Source organism: Bradyrhizobium sp. Cp5.3 (assembly GCF_000426265.1).
GTDB classification, from domain to species: Bacteria; Pseudomonadota; Alphaproteobacteria; order Rhizobiales; family Xanthobacteraceae; genus Bradyrhizobium; species Bradyrhizobium neotropicale.
In genome coordinates, this window is record NZ_AUFA01000018.1 from 36,303 (window position 1) to 61,930 (window position 25,628).

The following is a 25,628-nucleotide window of genomic DNA, read 5'->3' on the forward strand; positions in this document are numbered from 1 at the left end:
AAACGCTCCCGATGTTGTTGTTGCGCATCACTTCAGGCTTCGCTTGCGCTCGATGAGCTGCATGATCAGCGGCGTCAGGATGAGCTGCATCGCTAGATCGAGTTTTGCGCCCGGGCAGACGATCGAGTTGGCACGCGACATCCAGCTGTGCGGCAGCATCGAGAGCAGGTAGGGGAAGTCGATGCCGCGCGGATTCTTGAAGCGGATCACGACCATCGATTCGTCCGGCGTCGGGATCCAGCGCGCGATGAACGGATTGGAAGTGTCCACCGTCGGCACGCGCTGGAAGTTGATGTCGGTCTCGGTGAATTGCGGGCAGATGTAGTGGATGTAATCCGGCATCCGCCGCAGGATGGTGTCGGTGACGGCCTCTGTGGAATAGCCTCGCGCGCTGCGATCGCGATGCAGCTTCTGGATCCATTCGAGATTGATGACGGGGACGACGCCGATCTTCAGATCGGCATAGCGCGCGACATTGACCTTGTCGGTGACGACCGCGCCGTGCAGGCCTTCGTAGAACAACAGGTCCGAATTCTCGGGCAGCCGCTTCCACTCGGTGAAGGTGCCGGGCGCTGTACCATGCAACGCGGATTCCTCGGCGTCGTGGACATAGTGCCGCGTCACCGCGGTGCCGCTCTCGCCATAGTCGCGGAATGCCCGCTCCAGCTCCTCGAACAAATTGGTCTCGGGGCTGAAATGGCTGAAGTGCTTGTTGCCGCGCTCGGCCTCCTTCGCCATCTGCGTGCGCATCTCGGCGCGGTCGTAGCGATGGAAGGCGTCGCCTTCGATGTAGACGGCGTTGACGCGCTCACGGAAGAAGATCTGCTCGAAGGTCTTCTTGACCGAGGTGGTGCCGGCTCCGGAGGAGCCGGTGATGGAGATGATCGGATGCTTCCTGGACATGCGTCACCTCGCTCAGAGCCGGAAGAAGCCGCGCCGCGCGAACAGCGGGGCGGAAACGCTCGCGACCAGCAGCGGATCGCAATGAAGTTCCTCGACGCGGCGTACCTCGTTGCTCGAGCCCATGATCAAGGGCACGCGCTGATGCAGATCGCGCGCGGCAAGGTCGAGGATGCGTTCGCGCCCCGTGGAGGCGGAGCCGCCGGCCTGCTCGACGATGAAGGCCATTGGATGCGCTTCGTAAGTGAGGCGCAGGCGGCCGTCGCCATAGCCGGGCCGTGCATCGGACGGATAGAGGAAGACGCCGCCACGGGTGAGGATGCGGTAGGCCTCAGCGACCAGCGAGCCGATCCATCGCATGTTGAAGTCGTGATTGGCGAGCCCCTCGACACCGGCGAGGCATTCGTCGATGAAGGCGCGCACCGGCGGATCCCAGTGCCTGCGGTTGGAGCCGTTGATCGCGAACTCCTCGCAGGACTCGGGGATCTGCACGTTGCCGCGCGCAAGGCGGAAGCAACCGGACTTGCGGTCATGGGTGAAGATGTCGACGCCGTCGCCGAGCGTCAGCACCAGCGAGGTCTGCGGGCCGTAGGTGATGAACCCCGCCGCAAGCTGCGCCGAGCCGCGCTGATGAAAGGCGAGCGCGAGATCATCCGGCGCCGGCAGGATCGAGAAGATCGTGCCGACCGTCATGTTGATGTCGATGTTGGACGAGCCATCGAGCGGGTCCATCGCGACGCAGATCCTGCCCTCGCGATCGACGATCTGCGGCTCGCGCATCTCTTCGGATGCGAGGGCCGCGATCGGCAGCTTGCCGAGGCAGCGGCGCAGGATCGCATCGGCTTGGACATCGAGATCGCGCTGGAGATCGCCGTCGCTGTTGCGGCCCGTCGTCAGGCCGGAGGCATCGGCGAGCTGCCCGGTGCTGGTGAGATCGGCGATCTCGAGTGAGCCTGCCGCGATGGCATCGACTGCCGCCGCCACCGCCAACGCGTGCGGCGCGGTCTCCGAATACCGTTGAAGGTGGTCGTCCAGCCTGATTTGCCCGGTCATCTGCGCTCATCCCCTTGCTGGCGCCGCCTCCATTTCCTCCCCGTAGAGGCCGGTGCGGTCCGTCCCAGCACGATGAGATTGACAGGGCCGGCCTAATAAGGAAAATTTCTATTCATAATGAGCCTCAAAGAATTTTCTTATAATGGTCCGGGCCATGCGGCGACCCAGCTCCGGCATCTGACGATCCGGCAGCTGCGCTCGCTCGCGGCACTCTCGGCCAAGGGCAGCGTCACGGCGGCGTCCAGCCATCTCGGGCTGACCCAGCCGGCGGTGACGCAGCAGCTCCGGCAGCTTCAGGACCTCGCCGGCTTGCCGCTGGTGCAGCGGACCGGCGACGGCATGCTGCTGACGGAAGCGGGCAAGGAAGTGCTCGCGCTGGCCGAGCGCGTCGAAGCCGCGATCGCGGACTGTCAGGGCGCGCTCGACCTCCTCGCGGGGCGAACCGGGGGCACGGTGCATCTCGGCGCGGTCTCGACCGCGAAGTATTTCGTGCCGCATGCGATCGCGGCGTTCTCGAAGCGGTATCCGAAGATCGAGATCAAGCTGACCATCGGCAACCGTGAGGACATCCGCGAGGCCATGCACGGCTACGATCTCGATTTCGCGGTGATGGGTAGGCCACCGGCCGACGTCAGCGTCGACGTGCGTCAGCTCGGGCGCAATCCGCACATCATCGTCGCGCGCAAGGGGCACTGGCTGGAGAAGGATGCCGGCCTCAGCCTGACCGATCTCGTGCACGAGACCTTCCTCACCCGTGAGCCGGGATCGGGCACGCGGACGCTGATGGAGGGCATGTTCCAGAAGTCGGATCTCGAGCCGATCATCGGCATGGAGATGAGCAGCAACGAGACCATCAAGCAGGCGGTGATCGCCGGACTCGGCATCGCCTTCATCTCAGCGCACACGGTCGCCCATGAGCTCACGGAGGGCCGGCTCATCGTACTCGATGTCGCCGGACTTCCCATCGTCCGGCAGTGGTACGTGATCCGCCGCAGCGACAAGGTGCTGCTGCCGCCGGCGCAGGCGATGTTCGATTTTCTGGGCTCGGAGGGATCGAACTATCTGCCCGATGTGCCGGAATTCGGCCGGCGATAGTCTTCAGCTCATCAGCTTCATGGCGACCGTCGCTGCCAGAATCACGATGATCTGGAGCAGACGCTCTGTCGTGAAGATGCGGTTGAAGGTGGTCATCGCGTGCCCCCTGCCGACGTCAAGGCAATCTGACGGAGGCGTTGCTATCACACCCGTATGCCGGGGTAACTCCGTAGAGACCACGGGTGCTGCCGGCGCACGTTTCGCGGCGAACGTCGGCGGTCTTGTCGCTGACGTTCGGCCTAGTGGTTAACACTCACGCAGCGAGCGCGAGGTCCGTGCGGGCGGCGAAATAGGCTTCCAGCTCCGCGATCGCGCGCGCTTCCCACTCCGTGGCCTGCTCCAGCAGCGACCAGCTCTGGCGCGGCCGGAATGCGGCGGTCTGCCGATACAGCGATGCGATTCCGCGGTAGCGGCGCACGTTCTCCAAAATGGCCTGGCCGTTCATGTCCGAAAACTCCCTCGTCATTCCCGGGGGAGAAACTGCGGCCAAACGTTTTGCGAAAAGTTAGCGGCGCACGAGAAGCGCGCGGATGGTTGCCGGACCGTTGCGCCGAGGCAACGCGCCCTCGGCGCGAAGCCCAATTATTGCGGATTCGTTGCCGCGCCCTCGCCTGTCGGCCTCATTCCTCCGCGGCTGACGATTGCCATCGTCTCGCGGCAGAGATCGGCAAGGCCGATCAGGAGCACGGCGAGCAGGAAGAACAGCTTGATGGAATCCGCATAGACGGTGGTCAACGGGCTGAACTCGAAGAACGGCGGCATGAATGCCCACCATACCAGCGGAATGGTGAGCAGAGCGGCGACCGCAGCTGCCGGCGCACCGGCCACGATCCCGACGACGAAGATGCTGGGCAGGAACGCCGCGAACCAGAGCTGCGCACCAAGCGCGACGCAGATGCCCTGAAGCGTGGCCGACACCGCCACAGTCGCAAAGCCGAGCAGAAATGCCTGCCACGACCATGGCCGTACCCGCGGTACGCCGAACAGTCCCGCACGCCTCATAAGCCTCCCCCTGCCGCCTGCTTTCAACCAGGTCATGTTGCGACCAAAGTACTACAGCCGCGCCAAATTCGCGAGGCGGAAATGGCCTGGCCGAAGGCGTGGTAAAGCCGACCGCAGCGCACAATCGGGCTCGCCGGGCGCTACTCCGTGGCGGCATAGATCAGGGCAGCGACAGGCAAGGCAAGGCCGATCCACGAAGCCAGCATCCAGCCCCCTTGGACGAAGGCCCAGGCGCCGAGGGCGGACCCGGCGGCGCCGGCCGTGAAGAAGGTCGCCATATAGAGGCCGTTGAGCCGGCTGCGATGCTCCGGCCCGAGCGCGAAGATGGCGCGGAAACCCAACACCACATTGCCCTGGACGCCGAAATCGAGAGCGACGGCGGCGACGACCAGGCAGGCAAGGTTTAGACCTGACCCGGCCACGTCGATATGCGCCACCAGGAAGGCCAGCGCGACCAGCAACATCGAGATCAGGGTCGCGATGCGGCTATGGCCGCGATCGGCGAGCCGTCCGGCAATCGGCGCGGCGGCGACACCAGAGGCGCCGGCAAGCGCGAACAGCGCGATGCCGCGCTGGGAGAAGCCGAATTCGGAGCTCGCGAGCAAGAGCGGCGTCACGGTCCAGAACAGGCTGAAGGCGGCGAACAGGCAGGCCTGGTAGAGCGCACGACGCCGGAGCAGCGGCGTGGTCCGCACCAGATGCGGCATCGACATCAGCAGTGCGCCGTAATGCATGCGCGCCACGGGCCTGCGCTCCGGCAACGTCATCCAGAGCACGGTCGCGAGCGCGATCATCAGCGCCGTCGAGCCGAAGAAGACGGCATGCCACGACAGCGCCGCGGTGACGAAGCTGGAGGCGGGCCGTGCCAGCATGACGCCGAGCATCAAGCCGGTCGAGACGTTGCCGACGACGCGGCCGCGAATGGCTTCCGGCGCGAGATGTGCGGCGTAGGGAATGATGATCTGCACCGCGACCGAGCCGAGACCAATGAAGAGCGCGGCGGTCAGGAACGGCAGCGCCTGCGTCGCGAACGCGGCCGCGAGCAGCGCCGCGGCGCCGAGCATGATGACGGAGCAGATCAGCTTGCGGTTCTCGACGAGATCGCCGAGCGGGACGATCAGCAGCAGCCCGATGCCGTAGCCGATCTGCGTCATGGTCACGATCAGCCCCGCCGCGGCGTGCGACAGGCCGAGCGCGGCGCTGATCGGGCCGATCAGCGGCTGGGCATAGTAGATGTTGGCGGCGACCATGCCGCAGGCCGCAGCCAGCAGGAAGGTCAGTCGCTGCGACACCGCGCGCGTCTCCGGCGCAGTGTCGATCGTGGCATTCATCGTCATTCACAAGTCTCCAGAAATCGGGAATGATCATTCCCCAATTTGACAAAGGTTCAGGCCAGCAGCTTCATCGCGACCGCGACGAGGCGGTCGGCCTCGAGCGGCAGCCGCGCCTTGCCGACGACGCGCAGGCCCTGGGTGATGCAGATCATCAGCCGCGCGGTGTCGTCGGCCGCGACGGAGTCGGGAATCGAGCCGTCGGCCTGGCCCTCGCGAATGAGGCTGGCGATGAAATTCTCGTTGCTCCTGAGCTGTGCGATGACACGCGCTCCGATCTCGGAATCGAGCGCGGACAACTCGATCGCGCTGCCGACGACGAGGCAGCCGCGCCGCCCTTCGCTGCCCCGGGAGTACTCGACATAGGAGCGAAGCACGTTGCGCACCCGCTCCCGGCCGTTGTTGCCCTCGGCCGCGGCGCTTCGAGTCTGCTCCTGCCGCCGCGCCGTGTAGCGCTCGAAGGCGGCGAGAAACACGGCACGTTTGTCCCGGAAAGCCTTGTAGACGCTGCCGGTGGCCAGTCGCATCGCCGCGGTGAGGTCGCCGATCGAGGTGGCATGGTAGCCCCGCTCGCGAAACACCCGCACCGCCCGGTCGAGGGCGGTATCCATGTCGAACTCCCGGGGACGACCGGGCGCACGGAGAACGGGTTGCGATCGGAGGGGTTTTTTTTGCATTGCGGGATAATAGGGAACGATTGTTCCCGAATAAAGACACGCTGTTGTGAACGCGAAAAACATCCTCGATATCTGAGGATGTGATCCGGCCTCTATTGACCTGCGTTTAATCGGTCAGCGCCGCGCGCGAGGGCGCCAATCACCACCAGCCCGCTGACAGGCGCGGACCATAGAACTGCCCATAGAGCATCGGCTGGTCGCGCGGCATTGTGCGCGGCGCCGGATGCCGGCGATGCTGTTGTGCGACATGCTTGTTCGGCGTCGGCGGCGCGGCGCGCTTCGGCTCGCCGGCTGATTGCTCAGCCATCGCGAACGCCTGACGCGTGCCGCCCTGCGTATCCGGCGCAGGTGCAGAAGGCGCTGCAGCCACCGCGACGTCAGGTGGCGGCACTCGCGGCGCGCTGGTGTCGAAGACGATCTTCTCGGGCCATCTTTGTGCGGAATGAATCCGCACGACCGGATCCTGCCCGACCTGGACGGCAACGTTTTCGGGACTGCCCATGTAGCGGTCGACTAGAAACAGCAGCGCCAGCAGAACGCCGCCCGTGAAGATGAAATAGCGGATGAGCGGCATGGGTCCCTCGATCACCTCGCTATCGAGGTCGGCACGGCAACGGGAAAGAACAGCAAATGGTTCCGGATGAGTGTCGACCTCGTCCCGCACAACCGTGAGCGGATAACGGCCTTGGCGAGGAACCAACCTCCACCGCCGCCATTCTCCCTGAGAGCCAAGGAGCGGAATCATGACCAGACACCTGACGCGAGCCGATCTCGCGCGCGGCGTGGCCGGCGCGGTTTCCATGCTGGTCCTTTGCGCGACGGCGGTGTTCACCATCGCCAGCCATTTCGCATTATGAGGAAGACGTTCGCATGACACCCGACCCCGAGGAGTCGGTGAGGCTGCAAGGTTACGGCGAGATGACGCTGCGCACCGCCATCGCGACGCTGATGGCGCTCGCGCCGCGCGACCGCTCCGAGGCCGCCATCTTCCGCGTCCGCGACGGCTCGCAATTGGCCGGAAGGGAGATCGCCGAACTTGCTTCGGACTGGGGCATCGAGTCAGCAACCGAGATCAGGTCGCCGAGCATCGTCCCCGACCAGCACTGGCCCGACATCGTTCGCGGCATGGTGCGCGAAGCGCCGCTGCCCTCATTGCTGGTGGCGTTCCTGCTGGGCGTGCTGGTGGCGCGACGGTAGCGGGTTCCGACGCGGAACATGGTCGTTGCTGAACTGCAACGGTTCCCGACAATCAAACGCCGAACAAAAGAAACTCCCATTGCAGCCACGAACCCCGCTCACAACGCCGTGCGAAATGCGGGGAATCTCGATGCGTGCGCAAAGAATCTGGAAAGTGAATGGGGCCACCAACGTTGGGCAGCTCCAATCCAGATTGGATGATCTGAACAAGCGTCTCAATGAACTCGAGAGCCAGCACCCGGAGAGCTGGAAGATCGAGGAGCTGAAGTCGAGCGCGCTCAGCCTATCGCGTGAGATCGACGACATCCGCTGCGCCGAGGCGACGGCAGCGCTGAGCGAGTTGCTGCGGAAGTAGATAAGGGTCGGCAGCCGGGAGTTGCGTTAACGGCACATTCGATTGTGCTATCGATATCCACCGCGATGGCGCGAGGTTGAGCTTCGATTCGAGCTATTGGGTGCACGGCCGCATCAAGGCCAAGCGTATCGTCTCATTCGCACCGTGGCCGGTGGGATAGCCCAGCAGACGGTAGCCATGCCGCGTCGGCAGGCCCCTCTGCCCGCTCAAATCCGGCGTGGACCCGTCCGCAAAATCCGTGCAAGAAGGCCCACAAGGCGCGGCGGCCGATCCGCCAAGCCTCTGGAAAACGGTAACTTTTGGAAGAATGGTCGGAGTGGCAGGATTCGAACCTGCGACCCCTGCGTCCCGAACGCAGTGCTCTACCGGGCTGAGCCACACTCCGACAAGAAGGCGGCTTATAGCGTCGGGTTTGACGCACCGCAAGCGGCGGGTTTGAGGAATTTTGTCTCAGTGAAAATGGATCTGGAAACGCTGATTCTGCCGGCAGGCCAGGCGGCCTCGGAGGCTGCGGCCCGGACGCTTGCGGCCGGAGGGCTGGTCGCATTCCCGACCGAGACGGTCTATGGGCTCGGGGCGGACGCCGCCAATGCGACCGCGATTGCCCATCTCTACGCCGCCAAGGGACGGCCGGCCTTCAATCCGCTGATCGCGCATGTCGCCGACCTTGCCGCCGCGCGGCGGATCGGCCGGTTCGATGCCCGCGCCTTGAAGCTTGCGGAGGCGTTCTGGCCGGGGCCGCTGACGCTGGTGGTGCCGAAGACCGAAGGCTGCCCGGTGGCTGAGCTGGCCACCGCAGGCCTCGATACGGTCGCGATCCGCATTCCGGCCCACCCGGTCGCGCAGGCGATCCTGCGCGCCTTTGGCGGAGCCGTGGTGGCACCGTCTGCAAACATCTCCGGCCATGTCTCGCCGACGCTGGCCGCCCATGTCGAAAGCGACCTTTCGGGGCGCATCGATTTGATCGTCGATGGCGGGCCGGTCGAGGTCGGCGTCGAATCGACGATTATCGGTTGCTTCGAGGCGCCGGTGCTGCTGCGCCCCGGCGGGCTTTCGCGCGAGCGGATCGAGGCCGTGCTGGGCGTGCCGCTGGCGCGGCCGCCCGCCGACGAGAGCGACGATTCGCAGCCGCTTGCGCCGGGCATGCTGGCTTCGCACTACGCCCCGCGCGCCTGCGTGCGGCTGAATGCGCGCGACGTGTCCCCAGGCGAAGCGCTGCTGGCGTTCGGCCCCGCGCGCCTGCCTGGCCTCGAGGCCGCGGCGGCGGTCATGAATCTGTCGTGCGCCGGTGATCTCGATGAAGCCGCCGCCAATCTGTTCGGCTATCTTCGGACTCTCGATGCCAAGGGTCCGCGGGCGATCGCGGTGATGGCAATTCCCGAGGAAGGCTTGGGCGAAGCCATCAACGACCGGCTGCGCCGCGCGGCCGTGGCGCGCTAGCGCATGATCCGGCTCCAGAGCGCCGCGTTAGCGCAAAGTGTGTAACGGCTATGCGCAAGAAGATAAGAAGCGGAATGAAAGAAGACGATATGAACATCAATAAATCAGCCCCATCTCCGCTTGCGCCCGAGCTGATCGAAAAATTCCGCAAGATCGTCGGCGACCGGCACGCGATCACCGATGCCGCGGATATCGAGGCCTACGTCACCGAGGAGCGCAATTTGTTCCACGGCCGCTCGCCGCTGGTGTTGCGTCCGGGCTCGACCGCGGAAATTTCCGCGATCTGCAAGCTCGCCTCCGAGCACAGAATCGCGCTGGTGCCGCAGGGGGGCAACACCGGCCTCGTCGGCGGACAGACCCCGCACAATGGCGAGGTGGTGGTGTCGCTGCGCCGGCTGGACAAGATCCGCGAGGTCGACACCGCCTCCAACACCATGACCTGCGAGGCCGGCGTGGTGCTGCAGATCGCGCAGCAGAAGGCGGCCGAGGTCGACCGGCTGTTTCCGCTGTCGCTGGGCGCGGAAGGAAGCTGCACCATCGGCGGCAATCTCTCGACCAATGCCGGTGGCACGGCGGCGCTGGCCTATGGCGTCGCACGCGAGATGGCGCTGGGGCTCGAGGTGGTGCTGGCCGACGGGCGCGTGCTCAATGTGCTGTCGAAGCTGAAGAAGGACAATACCGGCTACAATTTGCACAACCTCTTCATCGGCGCCGAAGGCACGCTCGGCATCATCACGGCGGCGACCCTGAAGCTTTTCCCGAGGCCGCGGGCGGTCGAGACGGCGTTCGTCGGGCTGAAGTCGCCGGACGCGGCGCTAAAACTCCTGACGATCGCGCAGGGCGAGGCTGCCAACGCACTGACGAGCTTCGAGCTGCTCTCGGAGATGGCGGTCGATTTCTCGATCCGCCACGGCATCGACGTGCGCGATCCGCTTCAAGAGAAACATCCCTGGTACGTGCTGATGGAATTGTCCTCGCCGGGCGAGGACGCCCGCACGCCACTGGAATCGATCCTCGGCCGCGCCATGGAAGAGGAGATCGTCGACGACGCCGTGATCGCGGCCAATCTCACCCAGCGCGCCGGTTTCTGGAAGCTGCGCGACGAGATGTCGGCGGCGCAGAAGCCGGAGGGCGGCTCGATCAAGCACGACATATCCGTGCCGGTCGCCGCCGTGCCCGCCTTCATCGCCGAGGCCGACGCCGCGGTGGTCAAGCTGATCCCCGGCGCGCGACCGGTGCCGTTCGGTCATCTCGGTGATGGCAATCTGCATTACAATGTCAGCCAGCCCGTCGGCGCCGACAGCGCGGATTTCCTCGCGCGCTGGCACGAGATGAACGCCGTGGTGTTCGAGATCGTGCTGCGCATGGGCGGCTCGATCTCGGCCGAGCACGGCATCGGCGTGCTCAAGCGCGACGAGCTGCCCGACGTGAAGGACAAGACCGCGATCGAGCTGATGCGCGCGGTCAAGGCGATGCTCGACCCCCTTGGAATTATGAACCCCGGTAAAGTGCTGTGAACGCCTCTCTCTCCCCTGCTCCGCTCGCAATCGCCCCGATCGACGATACCGATGTCGAAACCGTCGTTGCGCTGTGGCAGCGCTGCGGCCTGACGCGGCCCTGGAATGATCCGCATTCCGACATCGCGCTGGCGCGGCGCCGCGACAACTCGACGATCCTGATCGGCCGTGATGGCGGTGCAATCGTTGCGACCGCCATGGTCGGCCATGACGGCCATCGGGGCTGGGTCTATTACGTCGCCGTCGATCCCGATTGCCGTAAGCGCGGCTACGGCCGCGTCATCATGGCCGCGGTGGAGGACTGGTTGCGCCAAGCCGGCATCGCGAAGCTCCAGCTCCTGGTCCGTCGCGAGAACGCGCAGGCCAATGCATTCTACCAGTCGCTCGGCTTCGAGGAATCCACCTCGGTGATGTTCCAAAAGTGGCTCGACGGCCGCGATCCGACACCTTAGCTTGTATCTGGAAGACAGTGATGACCCTTTCCGACCGCGTCCGCATCAAGGACGTCCGCGTGCTCTCGGACAATTGGACTGTCCTGAAAAGCACCACGTTCGAATACCGGCGCGCCAATGGCGAGTGGCAGACGCAGCACCGGGAAACCTATGAACGCGACAACGCCGCAGTCGTGCTGCCCTACAATCGCGCAGGGCGCACGGTGATCCTGGTGCGCCAGTTCCGACTGCCAGCGTATATCCGCGGTTACGACGATCTGCTGATCGAAGCGGCCGCCGGCGTGCTGGACGATGCCTCTCCGGAAGAGCGCATCCGCGCCGAGACCGAAGAGGAAACCGGATATCGCCTCCATCACGTGCAGAAGATTTTCGAGGCTTTCATGAGCCCCGGCGCGGTGACGGAGAAGATGCATTTCTTCATCGCCGAGTATGAGCCGGAGATGCGGGTCAGCGACGGCGGTGGCCTGGTCCATGAGGGCGAGGATATCGAGGTGCTGGAGCTTTCGATCGACGACGCGCTCGCGATGATCCCTGACGGGCGGCTCGTGGACGCGAAGACGATCATGCTGCTGCAACACGCGGCACTGCATATCTTCAGGTAGCTTGCGAGCTGCCTCCTCCCCTCCCCCTCCAGGGCAGGGCCATCGCATATGCTCTTGCGGCGGGAACGCGCTCGGCCTTCATGGTTCGAGACGCGCCGTAAGGCGGCGTTCCTCACCATGAGGGTCTAAGATTTTGCCACAAAACAAGACCTCATCCTGAGCAGCCCGCCAAAAGCGGGCGTCTCGAAGGATGGGCCGCAAGGAGCCTGCCTGCCAAACTCTCTCTCATATGCGATTGCCCTACCTGGAGGTGGAGGGTAAGTGACACCGCTGATGCAGTTTTCTTCGCTAATTGCAATCCAGACCTGCGCTTCCTCACCCCCCGTTGAGCAATTCGCCGACTATCTCTAGTCTGGCGCCAACAAGAACCAGAGGAGACGCGCTCCATGTCCGCTCCGCGCGACGACGAATTCGGCTTTGCGCCCGACTACGACTCTCCCGTCCCCTATATGCAGCGCACGCGCGATTATTACGCGGCGATCGGGTACACCACGCCGTATCGCTGGGCACATCATGTCGAGGCGCCGTTCCAGCCGCTGAAGAAGCAGCTTTCGCGGTCGCGCGTCACGGTCATCACGACGGCCGCTCCTTTCGATCCGACCAAGGGCGATCAGGGACCGGGCGCCGCCTATAACGGCAGCGCGAAGTTCTACCAGGTCTATGACGGCGACACCGCCAAGCAGCACGACTTACGCATCTCGCACATCGGCTACGACCGCAAGCACACTTCGGCCACCGACAGCGGCACCTGGTTTCCGCTGCCGCAGCTATTGAAGGCGTCCGCCGCCGGGCGCATCGGCGAAGTCGCCCCGCGTTTCTTCGGCGCACCGACCAACCGCAGCCATCGCGTCACCCTCGACACCGACGCGCCGGAGATCCTGGCACGCTGCCTCGCCGACGAGGTCGATGTCGCAATCCTGGTGCCGAACTGCCCGGTCTGCCACCAGACCACGGCGCTGGTGGCGCGGCATCTGGAGCGGAACGGCATCCCGACCGTGATCATGGGCTGCGCCAAGGACATCATCGAGCACGCCGCCGTGCCGCGCTTCTTGTTCAGCGACTTCCCGCTCGGCAATTCCGCCGGCAAGCCGCATGACGTCGCCTCGCAGGCGCACACGCTCGAGCTGGCGCTCAGGCTGCTGGAGACGGCGAGCGGATCCCAGACGACGATGCAGTCGCCGCTGCGCTGGAGCGAGGACGCCTCCTGGAAGCTCGATTACAACAACGTCGCGCAGCTCAGCCCTGAAGAGCTCGCGCGGCGCCGCGCCGAATTCGACAAGCAGAAGGAGATCGCGCGCGGCAACCGCGCCGCCTGACGTCGTCTGCTCCACACCAAAAAAAATTCAAGGAGGAAGGCAGACGTGACGCGACCATTCGAGGGCGTGAAGATCCTGGACTTCACGCAAGTGCTTGCCGGCCCCTATGCGAGCTACCAGCTCGCGCTGCTCGGCGCCGACGTCATCAAGGTCGAGCGGCGCGAGGGCGAGGACATGCGCCGCACGCCGCTGTCGCGCGAATGGGCCGAGCGCGGGCTGGCGCCGGCATTCCAGGCCATCAACGGCAACAAGCGCAGCCTGACGCTCGATCTGCAAAAGCCCGACGCCATCGGCATCGTGAAGAAGCTCGCCGCAGAGGTCGACGTCGTCATGGAGAATTTTCGGCCGGGCGTGATGGACAAGCTCGGCATCGGCCATGAGGCGCTCTCCGCGATCAATCCAAGACTGATCTACTGCGCGGTGTCCGGCTTCGGGCAGACCGGCCCCGACCGCTTGCGGCCCGGCTATGACGGCAAGATGCAGGCGCTGTCCGGCATCATGGCGATCACCGGCCATCCCGAGACCGGACCGACGCGCGCCGGCTTTGCGGTCTGCGACGTGCTGTCCGGCGCGACCGCTGCGTTTGCAGTGTCGAGCGCGCTGTACCAGCGCGACCGCACCGGCAAGGGACAGCTCGTCGACGTCTCCATGCTGGAGGCGACGCTGGCTTTTCTCTCCGGCCAGATCGCCGATTGGTCGGTCGCCGGCCACCGCCAGCAGCTCTCGGGCAATCAGGCGGTGAGCCGCAAGACCACGGCGAACCTGTTCAAGGCCGGCGATGGCTACATCCTGCTCGCCGTCAACAACGAGAAGCAATACCGCGCGCTGATGCGCACGCTCGGCCGCGAGGACACGCTCTCGGACCCGCGTTTTGCCGATTGGTTCTCGCGCAACGAGAACGAGCCCGCGCTGCGCGCCATCATCGAACAGGCACTCGCGGCAAAGCCCGCGCGCGAATGGGAGACGATCCTGGAAGACGCCGGCGCGCCCTGCGCCAGCATCTGGAAGATCGAGGAGATCATCGACCATCCGCAGATCGCAGCGCGCGGCGCCATCCAGGAGCTCGACACGCCCTATGGCCGCCTGCGCTTCGCCGGCAGTGGCTTTCGGCTCGCGCATGGCGGCGGCAAGCTCGACCGCATGGCACCTGAGTTGGGCGCGGATACAGACGCCGTGCTGAGAGAACTCGGCTATGACGCTTCGGAGATCGCCGACCTGCGTACGCGCGAGATCGTCTGAGCATCCGAGCGGATTCGCGCGGGCTAGATTGCCTTGGCTGCAACCTTCGCCGCGGCGAGGATGTCCCGTCTTATGCCATCGTCCTTCACCGCGCGCGCCAGGTCGGCCGCCCCAGTCAGAATCGCAAGCAGCGCCAGCGCCCGCTGCCGCGCATGCGCGCCGCGGAAACCGTGTGCAACCAGATCCACCAGGCGCTCCAGCTCCGCTTGATAGACGGCGCGCGTTGCGGCGTCCGAACGCGCAACGTCTGACGAAAAGCTGGGCAGCGCACAGGCCTCATCGAGGCCGACCTCCATCCGCTCCCCCAGATAGAAATCGATGAACGGGTCGCGCCAGCCGCTGCCGTAACGCTCCTGAAACTGACTGACGCCGCCGCGCAGGAACGCCAGCCCGTCCGCTACCGCAAGCCGGAACGCATCTGCCTTGGAATCGAAATGGGCGTAAAATGCCCCGGACGTGAGGCCTGCCCCCTTTGCGAGCGCGTCCACTCCGGCACCGCCAAATCCGCCGGTGCGGAAGCCACGCCCGGCCGCATCCACCAGCCGCGCTCGCGCGTCGCCTTCATCCTTCCGCGGTCGTGCCATCGCCAATCACCTCATCGATAGCGATCGTTATATTGCCCTTGACGCAATAGCGATCGTTATGTTTTATATAACGACCGTTATCTTACGGTTCAAAGCTGGAGAACTGACATGCCCATCCAAATCATCGTTCCCGAAGGCGCGCTGACGCCGGCCGGAGAAGCCGAGGCGTTCGGCAAGCTCACCGAGCTGCTGTTGCGGCTGCACGGCCTGACCGGCAACCGCTTCATGACGCCGAACGTCATCGGCGAGGTGACGGTAGTTCCGAAGAGCCGCACCTACTCCGGCGGCAAACCCGCTGATATCGCGGTGTTCGAGCTCAAGGTGCCATCGTTCGTCCTGCCGACGCAGGAGCTGAAAGACGCCTGGATCTCCGAGGGAACGGCGATCATCGAGGCGGCGGCCGAGGGACGCATCAAGCGCGAGCACATCTTCGCCAACGTCAACTATGCCGTGGACGGCGGCTGGGGGATCGGAGGCAAGGCCTTCAGCAACGCCGCGCTTGGATCAGCCGTCGCCGCAGCCTGATCCCGCATTGTCCTGACAACGATAGTTTCAGTCGCGTGGTGGGCAAAGGCGCAACGCGCCGTGCCCACCATTTCTCCGCTTATTCGGCGCGCAACAGCGGAGTGAACGGCAACAGCTCGCCTAAAACAACGAGCCCTGCCCGTCGTCCGCCGACGTGTCCGCGGCTTTTCGCGCCATCTTCTTCGGCTTCGGCGCCTCCGCTTCCATCTCTTCGGCGCTGATCGGCAGCACGAGTTGCGCGTCGTCATTGGCGACGCGGTTGACGCGGGTGGAGACCGGGTGCCAGGCGAATTCGCCGATGCGCGGGGCCGCCATCAACGGCAGCACCGTGTCGATCTCGTCGCCTCGACTATCCAGCCAGCGCTCGAAGTCGCGCGGGCTGATCGTCACGGGCACGCGGTCGTGCAGCGTGGCGAGATCCTCGCTCGCCGCCGCCGTGACGATCGCGACCGTGTCGAGCTCCTCGCCATTCGGCCCGACCCAGGTCTCGAACACCGCGGCAAAACCGAGCGGCTCGCCATCGGCGCGGTGAATGAAGAAGGGCTGCTTGCGGCCCTCGACGGCCTTCCACTCGTAATAGCCGTCGGCCGGGATCAGGCCGCGGCGCCTGCGAATCGCGTTCTTGAAGGCGGGCTTTTCCAGCACCGTCTCCGAGCGGGCATTGATCAGGAGCGTAAATCCCCGGGGATCCTTGACCCAGCTCGGCAACAGGCCCCAGCGCATCAGGCGGAAGTGACGCGCGCCGTTCTCGACCAGCACGACGGGAATCGGTTGTGTCGGCGCGACATTGTACCGAGGCGGGAAATTCGGCTGCTCGATATAGCCGAAAAGTTGCCGCAAAGCCGCGGGGGCCGAAGTTATGACGAAACGTCCGCACATCCTTGGAGGCCTATATAGGTTCCGTTCAGGTCCTTTTAACCCCGAACGTTAACACTGCGGCCGATGAGCTCAACGGTCTCAGCACCCGCGCGGACGCATGTACAGACGGGCCCCGAGGCTGCGGCCTGGGCCGAGCGTCTGCGCGTGGCCAACATCAACCCGCGGACCGGGCTTGCCACCGACTATCTGAACCATTTCAATGAAGCCGTGATGCTGCTCGAAATGGTCCCGGACATGCCGGAATGCGCGGACGATTTTTTGACCTGGACGCCGCTGTCCTATGCCGAGCATTTCACCGCCTCGAACTTCAAGGCGCGCGATCTCGCGATCGAAGCCTATGAGAAGGCGGATCCGTCCGTGCGCGCGCAGTTCGACCACATCACCGACACCATGACCTCGATCCTGACCGCGGTCGGTTCGGCCATGCGCGAGGTCGAGAAGGACACCACCCGCGTCCGCCTCGCCGAGCAGGCCTCCCTCTGGGTCAAGCCGCTGATCGCCGCCTGCGGCGGCATCATCAATGGCGGCGCGGAAGCCGACGTCGACACCATCATGGCGAACTGAAGTCGTGACCGGCACCGTGCAGCCCACCCATCCCCAGCTCGCGGTCAGCGCCGCAATCTTCCGCGACGGCAAGGTGCTTCTGACCCGCCGTGCTCGATCGCCCGCCAAGGGGTTCTATTCGCTACCGGGCGGCCGGGTCGAGTTCGGCGAATCGCTGCACCAGGCGCTTAAGCGCGAGGTCGACGAAGAGACCGGGCTCGAGATCGAGATCATCGGCCTTGCCGGCTGGCGCGAGGTACTTCCGTCCACAGGCGGGGCCGGCCATTACCTCATCCTGTCTTTTGCCGCCCGCTGGATCGCCAGGGAACCGCGTCTGAACGAGGAACTCGACGATTACCGCTGGATCGGTCCCGACGCGCTTGCCGGCCTCGGCGACCTCAAGCTGACGGGGGGCCTGGAGGAGGTCATCCAGGCGGCGGCGCGGCTGGTCGGCTCATAAACCCGTCCGCGAGCTCCGCTGCACCTCTCCAGCTTGCGGGGGAGGGAGGGCGCGTTCACTGCGCCCCTCACCGCGCCTTGCGTCCACCGTCGGGAGGGGGCATACACCGGCCGATGTCCACGCGATTTCTGGCCGTTTTTGCCCTGATTCTCGCCTGCGCCGGGGCGCCTGCCCGGGCCCAGGACGTGGCAGCGCCGTTCGACGCCGATTTGCAGCGGCTGGCCGAGATCCTCGGCGGGCTGCATTACCTGCGCGGCATCTGCGGGGCCAATGAGGGCAACAAATGGCGCAACGAGATGCAGGCGCTGATCGACGCCGAAACCCCCTCTGGCGAGCGCCGCACCCGCATGATCGCCGGCTTCAACCGCGGCTATAACGGCTTTCAGCAGACCTACCGGAGCTGCACCCCGGCGGCCACCGTCGCCATCCGCCGCTACATCGAGGAAGGCTCGAAGATCTCGCGCGACCTCACCGCGCGTTACGCGAACTGAGGTCCGCCGTCATTCCGGGGCGCGACGAAAGTCGCGAGCCCGGAATCCATCGGGCCATAGAAACCGCCGTGCGATGGATTCCGGGCCCGCGCCTGACGGCACGTCCCGGAATGACGAGAGTGGTTGACCCGCGTCCTCACCACGAGCCTCGAGCGTTGGGACGAAGCCGCCGGGGAACAACGAGGCCGTCTTTGTCCACCGCCATTAACCTTTCCTAAAGATGTGGCCTAGGCGGCGTTAATACGCGTGCTACACCTCTCGTACAGCGCATCGCCGTGGATCGCGCCTCAAGCCTTGTCGAGTTTCATGAGCCAGCCGATTTCCTATGCCCCCGACCGCGCGCCGCTGCCCGATCACGAGCAGAAACAGGCTGCACTCAGCTATCTCAATGAGGCCTGGGCCGAGGCACGCCATGACGGCGTCGACGGCGATTGCCTGGCGCAGGCGAGCCTGTTCGCGGCGTTCGCGGAACTCGTCGGCACCTATGGCGAGGACGCCGTGGCGAAGTTCGTCGAGGGCCTGCCCGGCCGCGTGCGCAACGGCGAATTCTCAGTCGGAATAGCCCGGCAGTAAGCCCGCTCAAAAATGACCCCGCCACACGGACGGGGCCAGTCATCGGATGAATGACTTTGCGGGAGGTCGCGAAGTCCGCTGCCTTTATCGCACGGAAGCGGCCTTCCGCAGATAAGCATTAGTCTGGAGCCGGCCGGTAGGTTTTCCCGATACGACCGGGAACGCGAATCGCCTGTTCGTCACGGCTCGACCTTGAGAGTCGCTTTCATGTTGGGATGATAGCGGCAGTAATAATCGACAGTTCCCGCCTTCTTCACGACGAATGTCGCCGATTTCTTCGGCGGCAGAGTCACGTCAAAGTCCCCTTTCTTCGCAGTGGCAGTGTGGGCAAAGACGTCGTTGTTGATCCACGATATGGTATCGCCGACCTTCGCGGACACCTCAGCCGGCGATATCACGAGATTTTCCATCACGATCTGAACGGTCGCGGCATGCGCCGGGACGACCATCGACAGGAACGCGACCGCAAGCGCAATCGAAGGAAATCGCCCCGGCTTCATCGCGCGCTCCCTATTTCAGCTCCGCCGCGACGTGCTCGGCGTGCTGCTCGTGCCCCTGGAATATCTTCAAGCCCGTCTGCAACAGGCCCTTGAGCTCCGCATTGTTGGCGGCGGGAATGAGCTGGGTCTCCAGCGCGCTGTTGACGGTCTTGTGGTAGGCGACCTCGTTCTCGACATAGGCCTTGTCGAAGGCCGCGCCGTTCAGCTTGCCGCGTTCGGCAAGCTTGTCGCTCGCCTGCTTCGACAGCGTGCGGCTGGTGTCGTTGTCTTCAGGCTTCACGTTGAGCTTCTTGACCAGCGCGAGCGCCTGCTTGTTGACCGCTTCGTGGTCGCGCACCATGTCTTCCGCGAACGCCTTCACGTCCTTGCTCTTGGCCTTCTTCAGCGCCTGCTTGGCAGCGTTGATGTCGATCACGCCTGCCGTGTAGGCGATATGCGCGATCTGCGGATCGGTCGGCTTTGCGCCTTGCGCCAGCGCAGGGCTGATCAGTAGGGCGATCGTGGCGACCGCCGCGCTCCATCGGATGAACATGTCTAACACTCCTGTGGCGCCGGCTTTCCCGGCGTGTTTCTTCACAGGGATTGGATGGTCATTCGCAGCCGAGGTTCCCGAAAAAAGCGAGGTCCGATCTAGAGGCCGAGGCCGAGCCGTCTCAGCACCGCTTCGGTCAGGCGCTCGCAGCGCTGACCGGCGAACGGGAACGCATCCATCATCACCGGACCGATCTTCTTCTCGACGTTCTCGCGCAGCATCGTGCGCGCGCGGTGCAGCCGCGTCTTCACCGTCTCCGGCCTGACGCCCAGCAGCTCGGCCGTCTCTTCCACATTCATCCCCTCCATCACGCGTGCGATGAAGACCATGCGGAAGGCTTCCGGCAATTCATCGACGGCGTGCTCGACGACGCGCTGGATCTCACGTTGGGCCATGGACTTTTCCGGATCGGCTGAAGCGGAGGAAAGGGGAAACTGGATGATCTCGGCATTGAGGGTCGCCTCTGGCAGCGCATCAAGTTCCACATGCGGTCTCCGGCCCCTCGTCCGGCCGAGCGCCTCGTTGATGACAATGCGCGACAGCCAGGTCGAAAGACCGGACTCGCCGCGAAAGCCATCGAGATGGGTGAAGGCCCTGACATAGGTCTCCTGCACCACGTCCTCGGCCTCGCTGTCGCTGCGCAGAATGCCGCGCGCGAGGCGATAGAGCCTGCGGTTGTTGGCCTGCATGATCAGGCGCAGCGCCGCCTCGTCGCGAGCCCGTGCGCGGTCGATCAGCTCGGCTTCGGACGTCTTTGCCGATGTCCCGGCCTCAGTGGGTAGGCCAGTTGCGGTCCGTTGGGGCTTCATGGACTCGTCTCCAATTTAGCCATTGGATGCACGCCCGCCGAAAAGGTTCCCGGCTTTATTGCCGCAGCATATCACTGCAGTGCCGCGACCAAACCCTCTTCAATCCGTCTCGATCGGGAGCGCCGGATCCCTCGCCCACTCTCCCATCGAGCCGTCATAGAGGGTGAGCTTGTCATAGCCGAGCTGCGTCAGCAGGAAGAGATCGATCGTGGCGGAGATGCCACCCCCGCAATAGCAGACCACTGTCTTGTCGCGCGTGACGCCTTGCGCAGCAAACTTCGCCTCGGCATCGGCCAGTGTGGTCAGTGTCTTGTCGGCAGAATTGACCAGCGTGGCCGCAGGAACGTTGACGCTGCCGGGAACGCGACCGGGCCGGCCATAGCGGCTCGGTTCCAGCCCGCGATGGAATTGCGGGCCGAGCGCGTTGACGATGACAGTCGCGGGATCGCCGATCCCTGCCATCACCGCGGATTTGTCGACGAAAAAGCCGGCACGCGGCGCGGCCTTGAAGCTGGAAGCCGGATATCCCTTCGGCGCGCCCGTCTCGATCACACGTCCCTCGGCCTTCCATTTGTCGAACCCGCCGTCGAGCACGTGCGCATCGACGCCGAGCGAACGCAGCATCCACCAGAACCGCGTCGCCCACATCATGGTGCCGATGCTGTAGAGTACGATGGTCTTGGATGCATCCAGACCGTGGCGGCCGAAGGCAGCCTCGAGCTGGGCGGTCATCGGCATCATGAAGAACGGACGCACGGAAGTGTCGGAGAACTCGCCTTGCAGATCGAGGAAATCGGCGCCCGGGATGTGGCCGGCTGCAAAGGTCTTGTCGCCGGACACGGCGATATACGGCACGTCGCTACCCTGCGGCACCGGCTCGTTGTAGGTCGTGCAATCGTAGATGCGCAAGTCGGGCGCGCCGAGCATGGCGGCGAGTTGTTCGGTGGTGATGAGGGATGCCGGTTGGGTCATTCTCGCCTCACATTGCGGAGCCTTAGCCCGGGTGAGCGTAGCGAAACCCGGGACCGGCCAAAAGCAAAATCCCGCATGTCGCTGCGCTCATCCGGGCTACGCGCTCTGCATTGCCCGCGTAGGCGGGCAATGCAGTATTCCAGAGGCCGCAGTCGTATCACCAACTATCGCCGCGGAGTACTGGATGCCCCGGTCAAGCCGGGCATGACAGCGGAGCGAGAAGCCCTACGCCTTCAGCGTCTCCAGAAACCTCACCGCCTCGCCTTGCGATGGCGTGACGAGCTCGCCCTGCCACATCACGCGGCGGCCGCGGATGAAGGTACCGACAGGCCAACCCGTAACGCGCATGCCGTCATAGGGGGTCCAGCCGGCCTTGGAGGCGACCCATTTGTTGGTGATGGTTTCGCTGCGCTTGAGATCCACGATGGTGAAGTCGGCGTCATAGCCCGCGGCGATCCGGCCCTTGCAGGCCATGTTGTAGAGGCGCGCCGGGCCGGCGCTGGTGAGATCGACGAAGCGCGCCAGCGAAAGACGGCCCGCATTGACGTGATCGAGCATCACGGGCACCAGCGTCTGCACGCCGGTCATGCCGGAGGGCGAGGCCGGATAGGTCTTCGCCTTCTCCTCCAGCGTATGCGGAGCGTGATCGGAGCCGAGCACGTCCACGATGCCCTGCTCGATGCCACGCCAGATCCCGGCGCGATGATCGGCCGAGCGCACCGGCGGGTTCATCTGCGCGAGCGTGCCGAGCTGCTCGTAGCATTCGGGCGCGGCGAGCGTCAGATGATGCGGCGTTGCTTCGCAGGAAGCGACATCCTTGTGGTCGCGCAAAAACTCGATCTCTTCCTTGGTGGAGATGTGCAGCACGTGGATGCGCTTGCCCGTCTCATGCGCGAGCTTCACGAGGCGCTGCGTCGCCATCAGCGCCGCGGTCTCGTCGCGCCAGACCGGGTGCGAGCGTGCATCGCCCTCGATGCGCAGCGACTTGCGATCGTTGAGGCGGTACTCGTCCTCGGCATGGAAGGCGGCGCGGCGGCGGATCACCTGGAAGATGCGGCGCAGGCTCTCATCGTCTTCCACCAGCAGCGCACCGGTCGAGGAGCCGATGAACACCTTGACGCCCGCGCAACCCGGTGCGCGTTCGAGCACGGGGAGGTCCTGCACGTTCTCGCGCGTGCCGCCGATGAAGAAGGCGAAATCGCAATGCATCCGGTGATGGGCCCGCCTTACCTTGTCGGTGAAATCGGCTTCCGTCACCGTCAGCGGCGAGGTGTTCGGCATCTCGAACACGGCGGTAACGCCGCCCATCACGGCGCTGCGCGAGCCGGTCTCGAGGTCTTCCTTGTGTGTCAAGCCGGGCTCGCGGAAATGCACCTGCGTGTCCATCACGCCGGGCAGGATGTGCAGCCCCTTGCAATCGATCACTTCCGCAGCTGAGGCCTGCGACAGCGCGCCGATCTCGGCGATACGGCCACCCGCGATGCCGACGTCGCGCGGGCACTCGCCGTCCTGGTTGACGACGGTGCCGCCTTTGAGGATCACGTCGAAACGCTGGGTCATGGCTGAAGGCCTCTCTCATCCCCAAGCGCAGGGCTCGAGGTCTTGTCGTTTACGCGTTGCGGGCTTACGTTCCGGAGCAACATGTCGCAAGAGATTTTCGCATGAAAGCAGCGTTTCTTCCCGACCGGAGCGTGATCAAGGTCGCGGGCGAGGATGCGCGCAACTTCCTCAACGGCCTCGTCACCACCGACGTCGACAGGCTCAAGCCGGGCCTTGGCCGATTCGGGGCGTTGCTGACGCCGCAAGGCAAGATCGTCGTCGATTTCCTGATCACGGAGGTGCCGTCCGGCCATGGCGGCGGGTTCCTGATCGACTGTCCGAAGGCCTTGGCGGACACCCTCGCCACCAAGCTGAAATTCTACAAGCTGCGCGCCAAGGTTACCGTGGAAGACCTCTCCGCCGACCTTGGCGTGCTCGCGACCTGGGACGGCCAGCTTGCGGCCCAGCCGGATCTCACCTTTGCCGATCCGCGCGACGAGCGGCTCGGCCACCGCATCCTGATCCCGGAACAGCTCAAGCAGAAGCTCGCCGACCTCATCGGCGCCGAGCTCGTCGATGCGTCCGAATATGAGGCGCAGCGGATCGCGCTCGGCGTGCCGCGCGGCGGGCTCGATTTCATGTACAGCGATGCGTTCCCGCACGAGACCAACATGGATCGTCTTGCCGGCGTCGATTTCGACAAGGGCTGCTATGTCGGTCAGGAAGTCGTCTCGCGCATGCAGCATCGCGGCACCGCGCGCACCCGCAGCGTGAAGGTGGTGCTCGAGGGCCCCTCGCCCGAGGCCGGCGCGGCGATCCTTGCCGGCGACAAACAGGTCGGCACGATCGGCTCGACCGCCGACGGCAAAGGCATCGCGCTGGTGCGCATCGACCGCGTGGCCGACGCGCTCGATGCGGGCCAGGCGCTCACTGCCGGTGGACTCGCATTGAAGCTTGCGGAGCCCGAGGCCGTTCGTATCCCAGCCAAGCAGCCCGTCGCATGAGCCGCGCTCCTCGCCTGCATCCCGACGGCCTGACACGCTGCCCGTGGCCCGGTGAAGATCCGCTCTATGTCGCCTATCACGACACCGAATGGGGCGTGCCGGAGTATGACGACCGCGCGCTCTATGAGAAGCTGATCCTCGACGGCTTCCAGGCCGGTCTCTCCTGGATCACCATCCTGCGCAAGCGCGACAATTTCCGCAAAGCCTTCGACGATTTCCAGCCGGAGAAGATCGCGCGCTACAATGCGAAGAAAGTCCATGCGCTGATGAACGATGTCGGCATCGTGCGCAACCGCGCCAAGATCGACGGCACGATCCTGAGCGCAAAGTCCTATCTGGAGATCATGGAGAAAGGCCCGGGCTTCTCGAAGCTGTTGTGGGACTTCCTCGACGGCCGGCCCAAGGTCAACCAGTTCAAGACCACGGCGAGCGTGCCGGCCTCGACGCCGCTGTCGGTGCAGATCTCCAAGGAACTGTCCTCGCGCGGCTTCAAGTTCGTCGGCCCGACCATCGTCTATGCCTTCATGCAGGCGACCGGCATGGTCAACGACCATCTCGTCGACTGCCACTGCCACGCGACCTGCGGCAAGACGCAGCGCAAGCCGCGCCTCAAGGTCAAATGACGGCGAAAAAGACGGCGCACGATGCGCAGTCCCGCGCCTGGCAGCGGATGCTGTCGGGCCGGCGGCTCGACCTGCTCGATCCCTCACCGCTCGATGTCGAGATCGCCGACATCGCGCACGGCCTCGCGCGCGTTGCGCGCTGGAACGGGCAGACCACCGGCGCTCACATCTTCTCGGTCGCGCAGCACACGCTGCTGGTGGAGACCGTGATGCGGCACGAAGCGCCGCGCGTCGATCAGCGCATGCGGCTCGCGGCCCTGCTGCATGATGCGCCCGAATATGTGATCGGCGACATGATCTCGCCGTTCAAGGCCGTGCTCGACGGCCACTACAAGGCGGTCGAGAAGCGCCTGCTCGGCGCCATCCATATCCGCTTCGGCCTGCCGCCGGTGCTGCCCGAGGAGATCACACTGGCGATCAAGGCCGCCGATCGTGGCGCGGCCTACCTGGAGGCGACCGAGCTTGCCGGCTTTGGCGAGGCCGAGGCAAAACGCCTGTTCGGCCGCGATCCCGGCCTCTCCGAGAGCGTCCGGCGCGATTATCTCACGCCCTGGACCGCGGCGCGGGCCGAGAAGCAGTTCCTCGAACGGTTCAACGCGGTGTTTGCGTCGCTTTCGTAGGGTGGGCAAAGGCGCACTTGCGCCATGCCCACCATCTTTTCGCGAGTGCAACGAAAGTGGTGGGCACGCTTCGCTTTGCCCACCCTACAGTCGCTCGCTATAATCGCCGGCAAAAAGGTCCGCCATGATCCACGTCTGCTCCCTCGCCGCGCTTCCCGAAACTGTCCGCCTCACCGGAGCCAGCCACGTGCTGACGGTGATGGCCAATGTCGAGCAGGTGGCGCGCCCTGTCTCGGTGCTGCCGGCCAATCATCTCAAGGTGTCGATGGACGACATCACCGAGGAGATGGACGGCTTTGTCGCGCCGTCGGAAGCGCATATCGAGCAGGTGCTGAACTTCGTGCGCGGCTGGGACCGCATCGCGCCGATGGTCGTGCATTGCTATGCCGGCATCAGCCGCTCCACCGCGAGCGCCTTTGCCGCCGCCTGCGCGCTCAACCCGCAGCGCGACGAGAGCGAGATCGCCCGAAAGATCCGCACGGCCTCACCAATCGCCTCGCCGAACCGGCGCATCGTCAGCCTCGCCGACCGCGCATTGGGGCGCAACGGCCGCATGCTGCGCGCGCTCGACGCGATGGGGCCGGGTGCGATGCTGGTCGAAGGCCGCCCTTTCGCGATCGAGCTCGAATGACCCCGGCGCGCCACATCGCAGGTGCGCTCCCTCTCCCGCTTGCGGGGGAGGGTTGGGGTGGGGGTGCTTCCTCAATGAACACTCCCCGAGCGGAGACAGCCCCTACCCGGATCGCATCTTACGATGCGATCCGACCTCCCCCGCAAGCGGGAGAGGTGCGGCGAGTT

The 25,628-nt window shown here is 65.0% G+C and carries 32 protein-coding genes and 1 tRNA gene; 18 read left to right on the forward strand and 15 right to left on the reverse strand.

Translation table 11 applies throughout. From position 1 onward, the window contains the following. Window positions 1–27: 27 nt before the first annotated feature. Window positions 28–903: a phosphoribulokinase gene (locus tag K289_RS0123250; RefSeq protein ID WP_027553735.1), complete on the reverse strand. Its 876-nt coding sequence runs from the start codon at window positions 901–903 to the stop codon at window positions 28–30. A gap of 12 nt (window positions 904–915) precedes the next feature. Further along, window positions 916–1,953 (reverse strand): class 1 fructose-bisphosphatase, encoded by a 1,038-nt coding sequence (locus tag K289_RS0123255; RefSeq protein ID WP_027553736.1) that lies wholly within the window; start codon window positions 1,951–1,953, stop codon window positions 916–918. A 117-nt stretch (window positions 1,954–2,070) separates the two neighbouring features. Here K289_RS0123255 and K289_RS0123260 point away from each other — a divergent pair, with 117 nt between their 5' ends. Next, window positions 2,071–3,048, forward strand: coding sequence for a LysR family transcriptional regulator (locus tag K289_RS0123260; RefSeq protein WP_027553737.1), 978 nt, complete (start codon window positions 2,071–2,073; stop codon window positions 3,046–3,048). A 253-nt stretch (window positions 3,049–3,301) separates the two neighbouring features. On the opposite strand, the gene K289_RS0123270 is transcribed toward K289_RS0123260, so the two are convergent. From K289_RS0123270 to K289_RS0123290, 5 genes are all read right to left on the reverse strand, one after another. Continuing rightward, entirely contained in the window at window positions 3,302–3,493 is a 192-nt protein-coding gene (locus tag K289_RS0123270) for a hypothetical protein (protein ID WP_027553738.1), read from the reverse strand. Window positions 3,494–3,630: 137 nt separating this feature from the next. Continuing rightward, the gene (locus K289_RS0123275) at window positions 3,631–4,050 is read right to left on the reverse strand and encodes a hypothetical protein (RefSeq protein WP_027553739.1); all 420 of its coding nucleotides are present in this window, start codon (window positions 4,048–4,050) and stop codon (window positions 3,631–3,633) included. 140 nt (window positions 4,051–4,190) lie between these two features. Beyond that, a complete protein-coding gene (locus tag K289_RS0123280) occupies window positions 4,191–5,387 on the reverse strand; it encodes an MFS transporter (protein ID WP_027553740.1) in 1,197 nt (398 codons plus the stop codon). Window positions 5,388–5,437: 50 nt separating this feature from the next. Next, window positions 5,438–6,058: a TetR/AcrR family transcriptional regulator gene (locus tag K289_RS0123285; protein ID WP_035685541.1), complete on the reverse strand. Its 621-nt coding sequence runs from the start codon at window positions 6,056–6,058 to the stop codon at window positions 5,438–5,440. A 139-nt stretch (window positions 6,059–6,197) separates the two neighbouring features. Then, window positions 6,198–6,803, reverse strand: a complete 606-nt coding sequence (locus K289_RS0123290) for a hypothetical protein (protein WP_156918140.1) — start codon at window positions 6,801–6,803, stop codon at window positions 6,198–6,200. Between the two features lie 125 nt (window positions 6,804–6,928). On the opposite strand from K289_RS0123290, the gene K289_RS0123300 reads away from it, so the two are divergent. Together K289_RS0123300 and K289_RS0123305 are read left to right on the forward strand one after the other, a co-directional pair. After that, window positions 6,929–7,255 carry a hypothetical protein gene (locus K289_RS0123300; RefSeq protein WP_027553743.1) on the forward strand — a complete coding sequence of 109 codons (327 nt, stop codon included), beginning with the start codon at window positions 6,929–6,931 and terminating at the stop codon, window positions 7,253–7,255. A 130-nt stretch (window positions 7,256–7,385) separates the two neighbouring features. After that, window positions 7,386–7,610 (forward strand): hypothetical protein, encoded by a 225-nt coding sequence (locus K289_RS0123305; protein WP_027553744.1) that lies wholly within the window; start codon window positions 7,386–7,388, stop codon window positions 7,608–7,610. A 308-nt stretch (window positions 7,611–7,918) separates the two neighbouring features. On the opposite strand, the gene K289_RS0123315 is transcribed toward K289_RS0123305, so the two are convergent. Beyond that, window positions 7,919–7,995, reverse strand: a tRNA-Pro gene (locus K289_RS0123315). Between the two features lie 74 nt (window positions 7,996–8,069). Between K289_RS0123315 and K289_RS0123320 the strand changes: the two genes are divergently transcribed. The 6 genes from K289_RS0123320 to K289_RS0123345 all read left to right on the forward strand — a co-directional run bounded on the left by K289_RS0123320 (window position 8,070) and on the right by K289_RS0123345 (window position 14,176). Further along, window positions 8,070–9,050 carry an L-threonylcarbamoyladenylate synthase gene (locus K289_RS0123320; protein ID WP_084788691.1) on the forward strand — a complete coding sequence of 327 codons (981 nt, stop codon included), beginning with the start codon at window positions 8,070–8,072 and terminating at the stop codon, window positions 9,048–9,050. 89 nt (window positions 9,051–9,139) lie between these two features. Continuing rightward, on the forward strand, window positions 9,140–10,567 hold the full coding sequence (locus K289_RS0123325; protein WP_027553746.1) for an FAD-binding oxidoreductase: 1,428 nt from the start codon (window positions 9,140–9,142) through the stop codon (window positions 10,565–10,567). After that, window positions 10,564–11,019 (forward strand): GNAT family acetyltransferase, encoded by a 456-nt coding sequence (locus K289_RS0123330; RefSeq protein WP_027553747.1) that lies wholly within the window; start codon window positions 10,564–10,566, stop codon window positions 11,017–11,019. Before K289_RS0123325 ends, K289_RS0123330 begins: the two co-directional genes overlap by 4 nt. 20 nt (window positions 11,020–11,039) lie before the next feature. Then, window positions 11,040–11,621, forward strand: a complete 582-nt coding sequence (locus tag K289_RS0123335; RefSeq protein ID WP_027553748.1) for an NUDIX domain-containing protein — start codon at window positions 11,040–11,042, stop codon at window positions 11,619–11,621. Between the two features lie 386 nt (window positions 11,622–12,007). Further along, window positions 12,008–12,937: a glycine/sarcosine/betaine reductase selenoprotein B family protein gene (locus K289_RS0123340; RefSeq protein ID WP_027553749.1), complete on the forward strand. Its 930-nt coding sequence runs from the start codon at window positions 12,008–12,010 to the stop codon at window positions 12,935–12,937. Window positions 12,938–12,982: 45 nt separating this feature from the next. After that, window positions 12,983–14,176 carry a CaiB/BaiF CoA-transferase family protein gene (locus K289_RS0123345; RefSeq protein WP_027553750.1) on the forward strand — a complete coding sequence of 398 codons (1,194 nt, stop codon included), beginning with the start codon at window positions 12,983–12,985 and terminating at the stop codon, window positions 14,174–14,176. Window positions 14,177–14,199: 23 nt separating this feature from the next. On the opposite strand, the gene K289_RS0123350 is transcribed toward K289_RS0123345, so the two are convergent. After that, window positions 14,200–14,760 carry a TetR family transcriptional regulator gene (locus tag K289_RS0123350; RefSeq protein WP_027553751.1) on the reverse strand — a complete coding sequence of 187 codons (561 nt, stop codon included), beginning with the start codon at window positions 14,758–14,760 and terminating at the stop codon, window positions 14,200–14,202. Window positions 14,761–14,868: 108 nt separating this feature from the next. Between K289_RS0123350 and K289_RS0123355 the strand changes: the two genes are divergently transcribed. Beyond that, a complete protein-coding gene (locus tag K289_RS0123355; protein WP_027553752.1) occupies window positions 14,869–15,285 on the forward strand; it encodes a hypothetical protein in 417 nt (138 codons plus the stop codon). Between the two features lie 120 nt (window positions 15,286–15,405). On the opposite strand, the gene K289_RS0123360 is transcribed toward K289_RS0123355, so the two are convergent. Next, complete coding sequence (locus tag K289_RS0123360; RefSeq protein ID WP_027553753.1) at window positions 15,406–16,164, reverse strand: SOS response-associated peptidase; 759 nt, start codon at window positions 16,162–16,164, stop codon at window positions 15,406–15,408. A gap of 63 nt (window positions 16,165–16,227) precedes the next feature. Between K289_RS0123360 and K289_RS0123365 the strand changes: the two genes are divergently transcribed. The 4 genes from K289_RS0123365 (at window position 16,228) to K289_RS0123380 (ending at window position 18,231) form a co-directional block, all read left to right on the forward strand. Further along, complete coding sequence (locus K289_RS0123365; RefSeq protein ID WP_027553754.1) at window positions 16,228–16,728, forward strand: hypothetical protein; 501 nt, start codon at window positions 16,228–16,230, stop codon at window positions 16,726–16,728. A gap of 4 nt (window positions 16,729–16,732) precedes the next feature. Beyond that, the gene (locus tag K289_RS0123370) at window positions 16,733–17,167 is read left to right on the forward strand and encodes an NUDIX hydrolase (RefSeq protein ID WP_027553755.1); all 435 of its coding nucleotides are present in this window, start codon (window positions 16,733–16,735) and stop codon (window positions 17,165–17,167) included. 113 nt (window positions 17,168–17,280) lie between these two features. Continuing rightward, complete coding sequence (locus K289_RS0123375) at window positions 17,281–17,658, forward strand: TIGR02301 family protein (RefSeq protein ID WP_027553756.1); 378 nt, start codon at window positions 17,281–17,283, stop codon at window positions 17,656–17,658. A gap of 306 nt (window positions 17,659–17,964) precedes the next feature. Next, window positions 17,965–18,231 carry a hypothetical protein gene (locus K289_RS0123380; protein WP_027553757.1) on the forward strand — a complete coding sequence of 89 codons (267 nt, stop codon included), beginning with the start codon at window positions 17,965–17,967 and terminating at the stop codon, window positions 18,229–18,231. Window positions 18,232–18,410: 179 nt separating this feature from the next. On the opposite strand, the gene K289_RS0123385 is transcribed toward K289_RS0123380, so the two are convergent. From K289_RS0123385 to K289_RS0123405, 5 genes are all read right to left on the reverse strand, one after another. After that, the gene (locus tag K289_RS0123385; protein ID WP_027553758.1) at window positions 18,411–18,731 is read right to left on the reverse strand and encodes a cupredoxin family copper-binding protein; all 321 of its coding nucleotides are present in this window, start codon (window positions 18,729–18,731) and stop codon (window positions 18,411–18,413) included. Window positions 18,732–18,741: 10 nt separating this feature from the next. After that, the gene (locus tag K289_RS0123390) at window positions 18,742–19,263 is read right to left on the reverse strand and encodes a DUF4142 domain-containing protein (RefSeq protein ID WP_027553759.1); all 522 of its coding nucleotides are present in this window, start codon (window positions 19,261–19,263) and stop codon (window positions 18,742–18,744) included. A gap of 98 nt (window positions 19,264–19,361) precedes the next feature. After that, window positions 19,362–20,072 (reverse strand): RNA polymerase sigma factor, encoded by a 711-nt coding sequence (locus K289_RS0123395; RefSeq protein ID WP_027553760.1) that lies wholly within the window; start codon window positions 20,070–20,072, stop codon window positions 19,362–19,364. Window positions 20,073–20,171: 99 nt separating this feature from the next. Then, window positions 20,172–21,044, reverse strand: coding sequence for a sulfurtransferase (locus tag K289_RS0123400; protein ID WP_027553761.1), 873 nt, complete (start codon window positions 21,042–21,044; stop codon window positions 20,172–20,174). A gap of 225 nt (window positions 21,045–21,269) precedes the next feature. Continuing rightward, the gene (locus K289_RS0123405) at window positions 21,270–22,604 is read right to left on the reverse strand and encodes a dihydroorotase (RefSeq protein WP_027553762.1); all 1,335 of its coding nucleotides are present in this window, start codon (window positions 22,602–22,604) and stop codon (window positions 21,270–21,272) included. A 101-nt stretch (window positions 22,605–22,705) separates the two neighbouring features. On the opposite strand from K289_RS0123405, the gene K289_RS0123410 reads away from it, so the two are divergent. The 4 genes from K289_RS0123410 (at window position 22,706) to K289_RS0123425 (ending at window position 25,461) form a co-directional block, all read left to right on the forward strand. Continuing rightward, on the forward strand, window positions 22,706–23,587 hold the full coding sequence (locus K289_RS0123410; RefSeq protein ID WP_027553763.1) for a folate-binding protein YgfZ: 882 nt from the start codon (window positions 22,706–22,708) through the stop codon (window positions 23,585–23,587). After that, complete coding sequence (locus K289_RS0123415) at window positions 23,584–24,210, forward strand: DNA-3-methyladenine glycosylase I (protein ID WP_027553764.1); 627 nt, start codon at window positions 23,584–23,586, stop codon at window positions 24,208–24,210. The genes K289_RS0123410 and K289_RS0123415 overlap by 4 nt, the downstream gene beginning before the upstream one ends. Continuing rightward, a complete protein-coding gene (locus tag K289_RS0123420; RefSeq protein ID WP_027553765.1) occupies window positions 24,207–24,830 on the forward strand; it encodes a YfbR-like 5'-deoxynucleotidase in 624 nt (207 codons plus the stop codon). Before K289_RS0123415 ends, K289_RS0123420 begins: the two co-directional genes overlap by 4 nt. A gap of 124 nt (window positions 24,831–24,954) precedes the next feature. Beyond that, on the forward strand, window positions 24,955–25,461 hold the full coding sequence (locus tag K289_RS0123425) for a tyrosine phosphatase family protein (RefSeq protein ID WP_027553766.1): 507 nt from the start codon (window positions 24,955–24,957) through the stop codon (window positions 25,459–25,461). The last annotated feature ends 167 nt before the right edge of the window (window positions 25,462–25,628 follow it).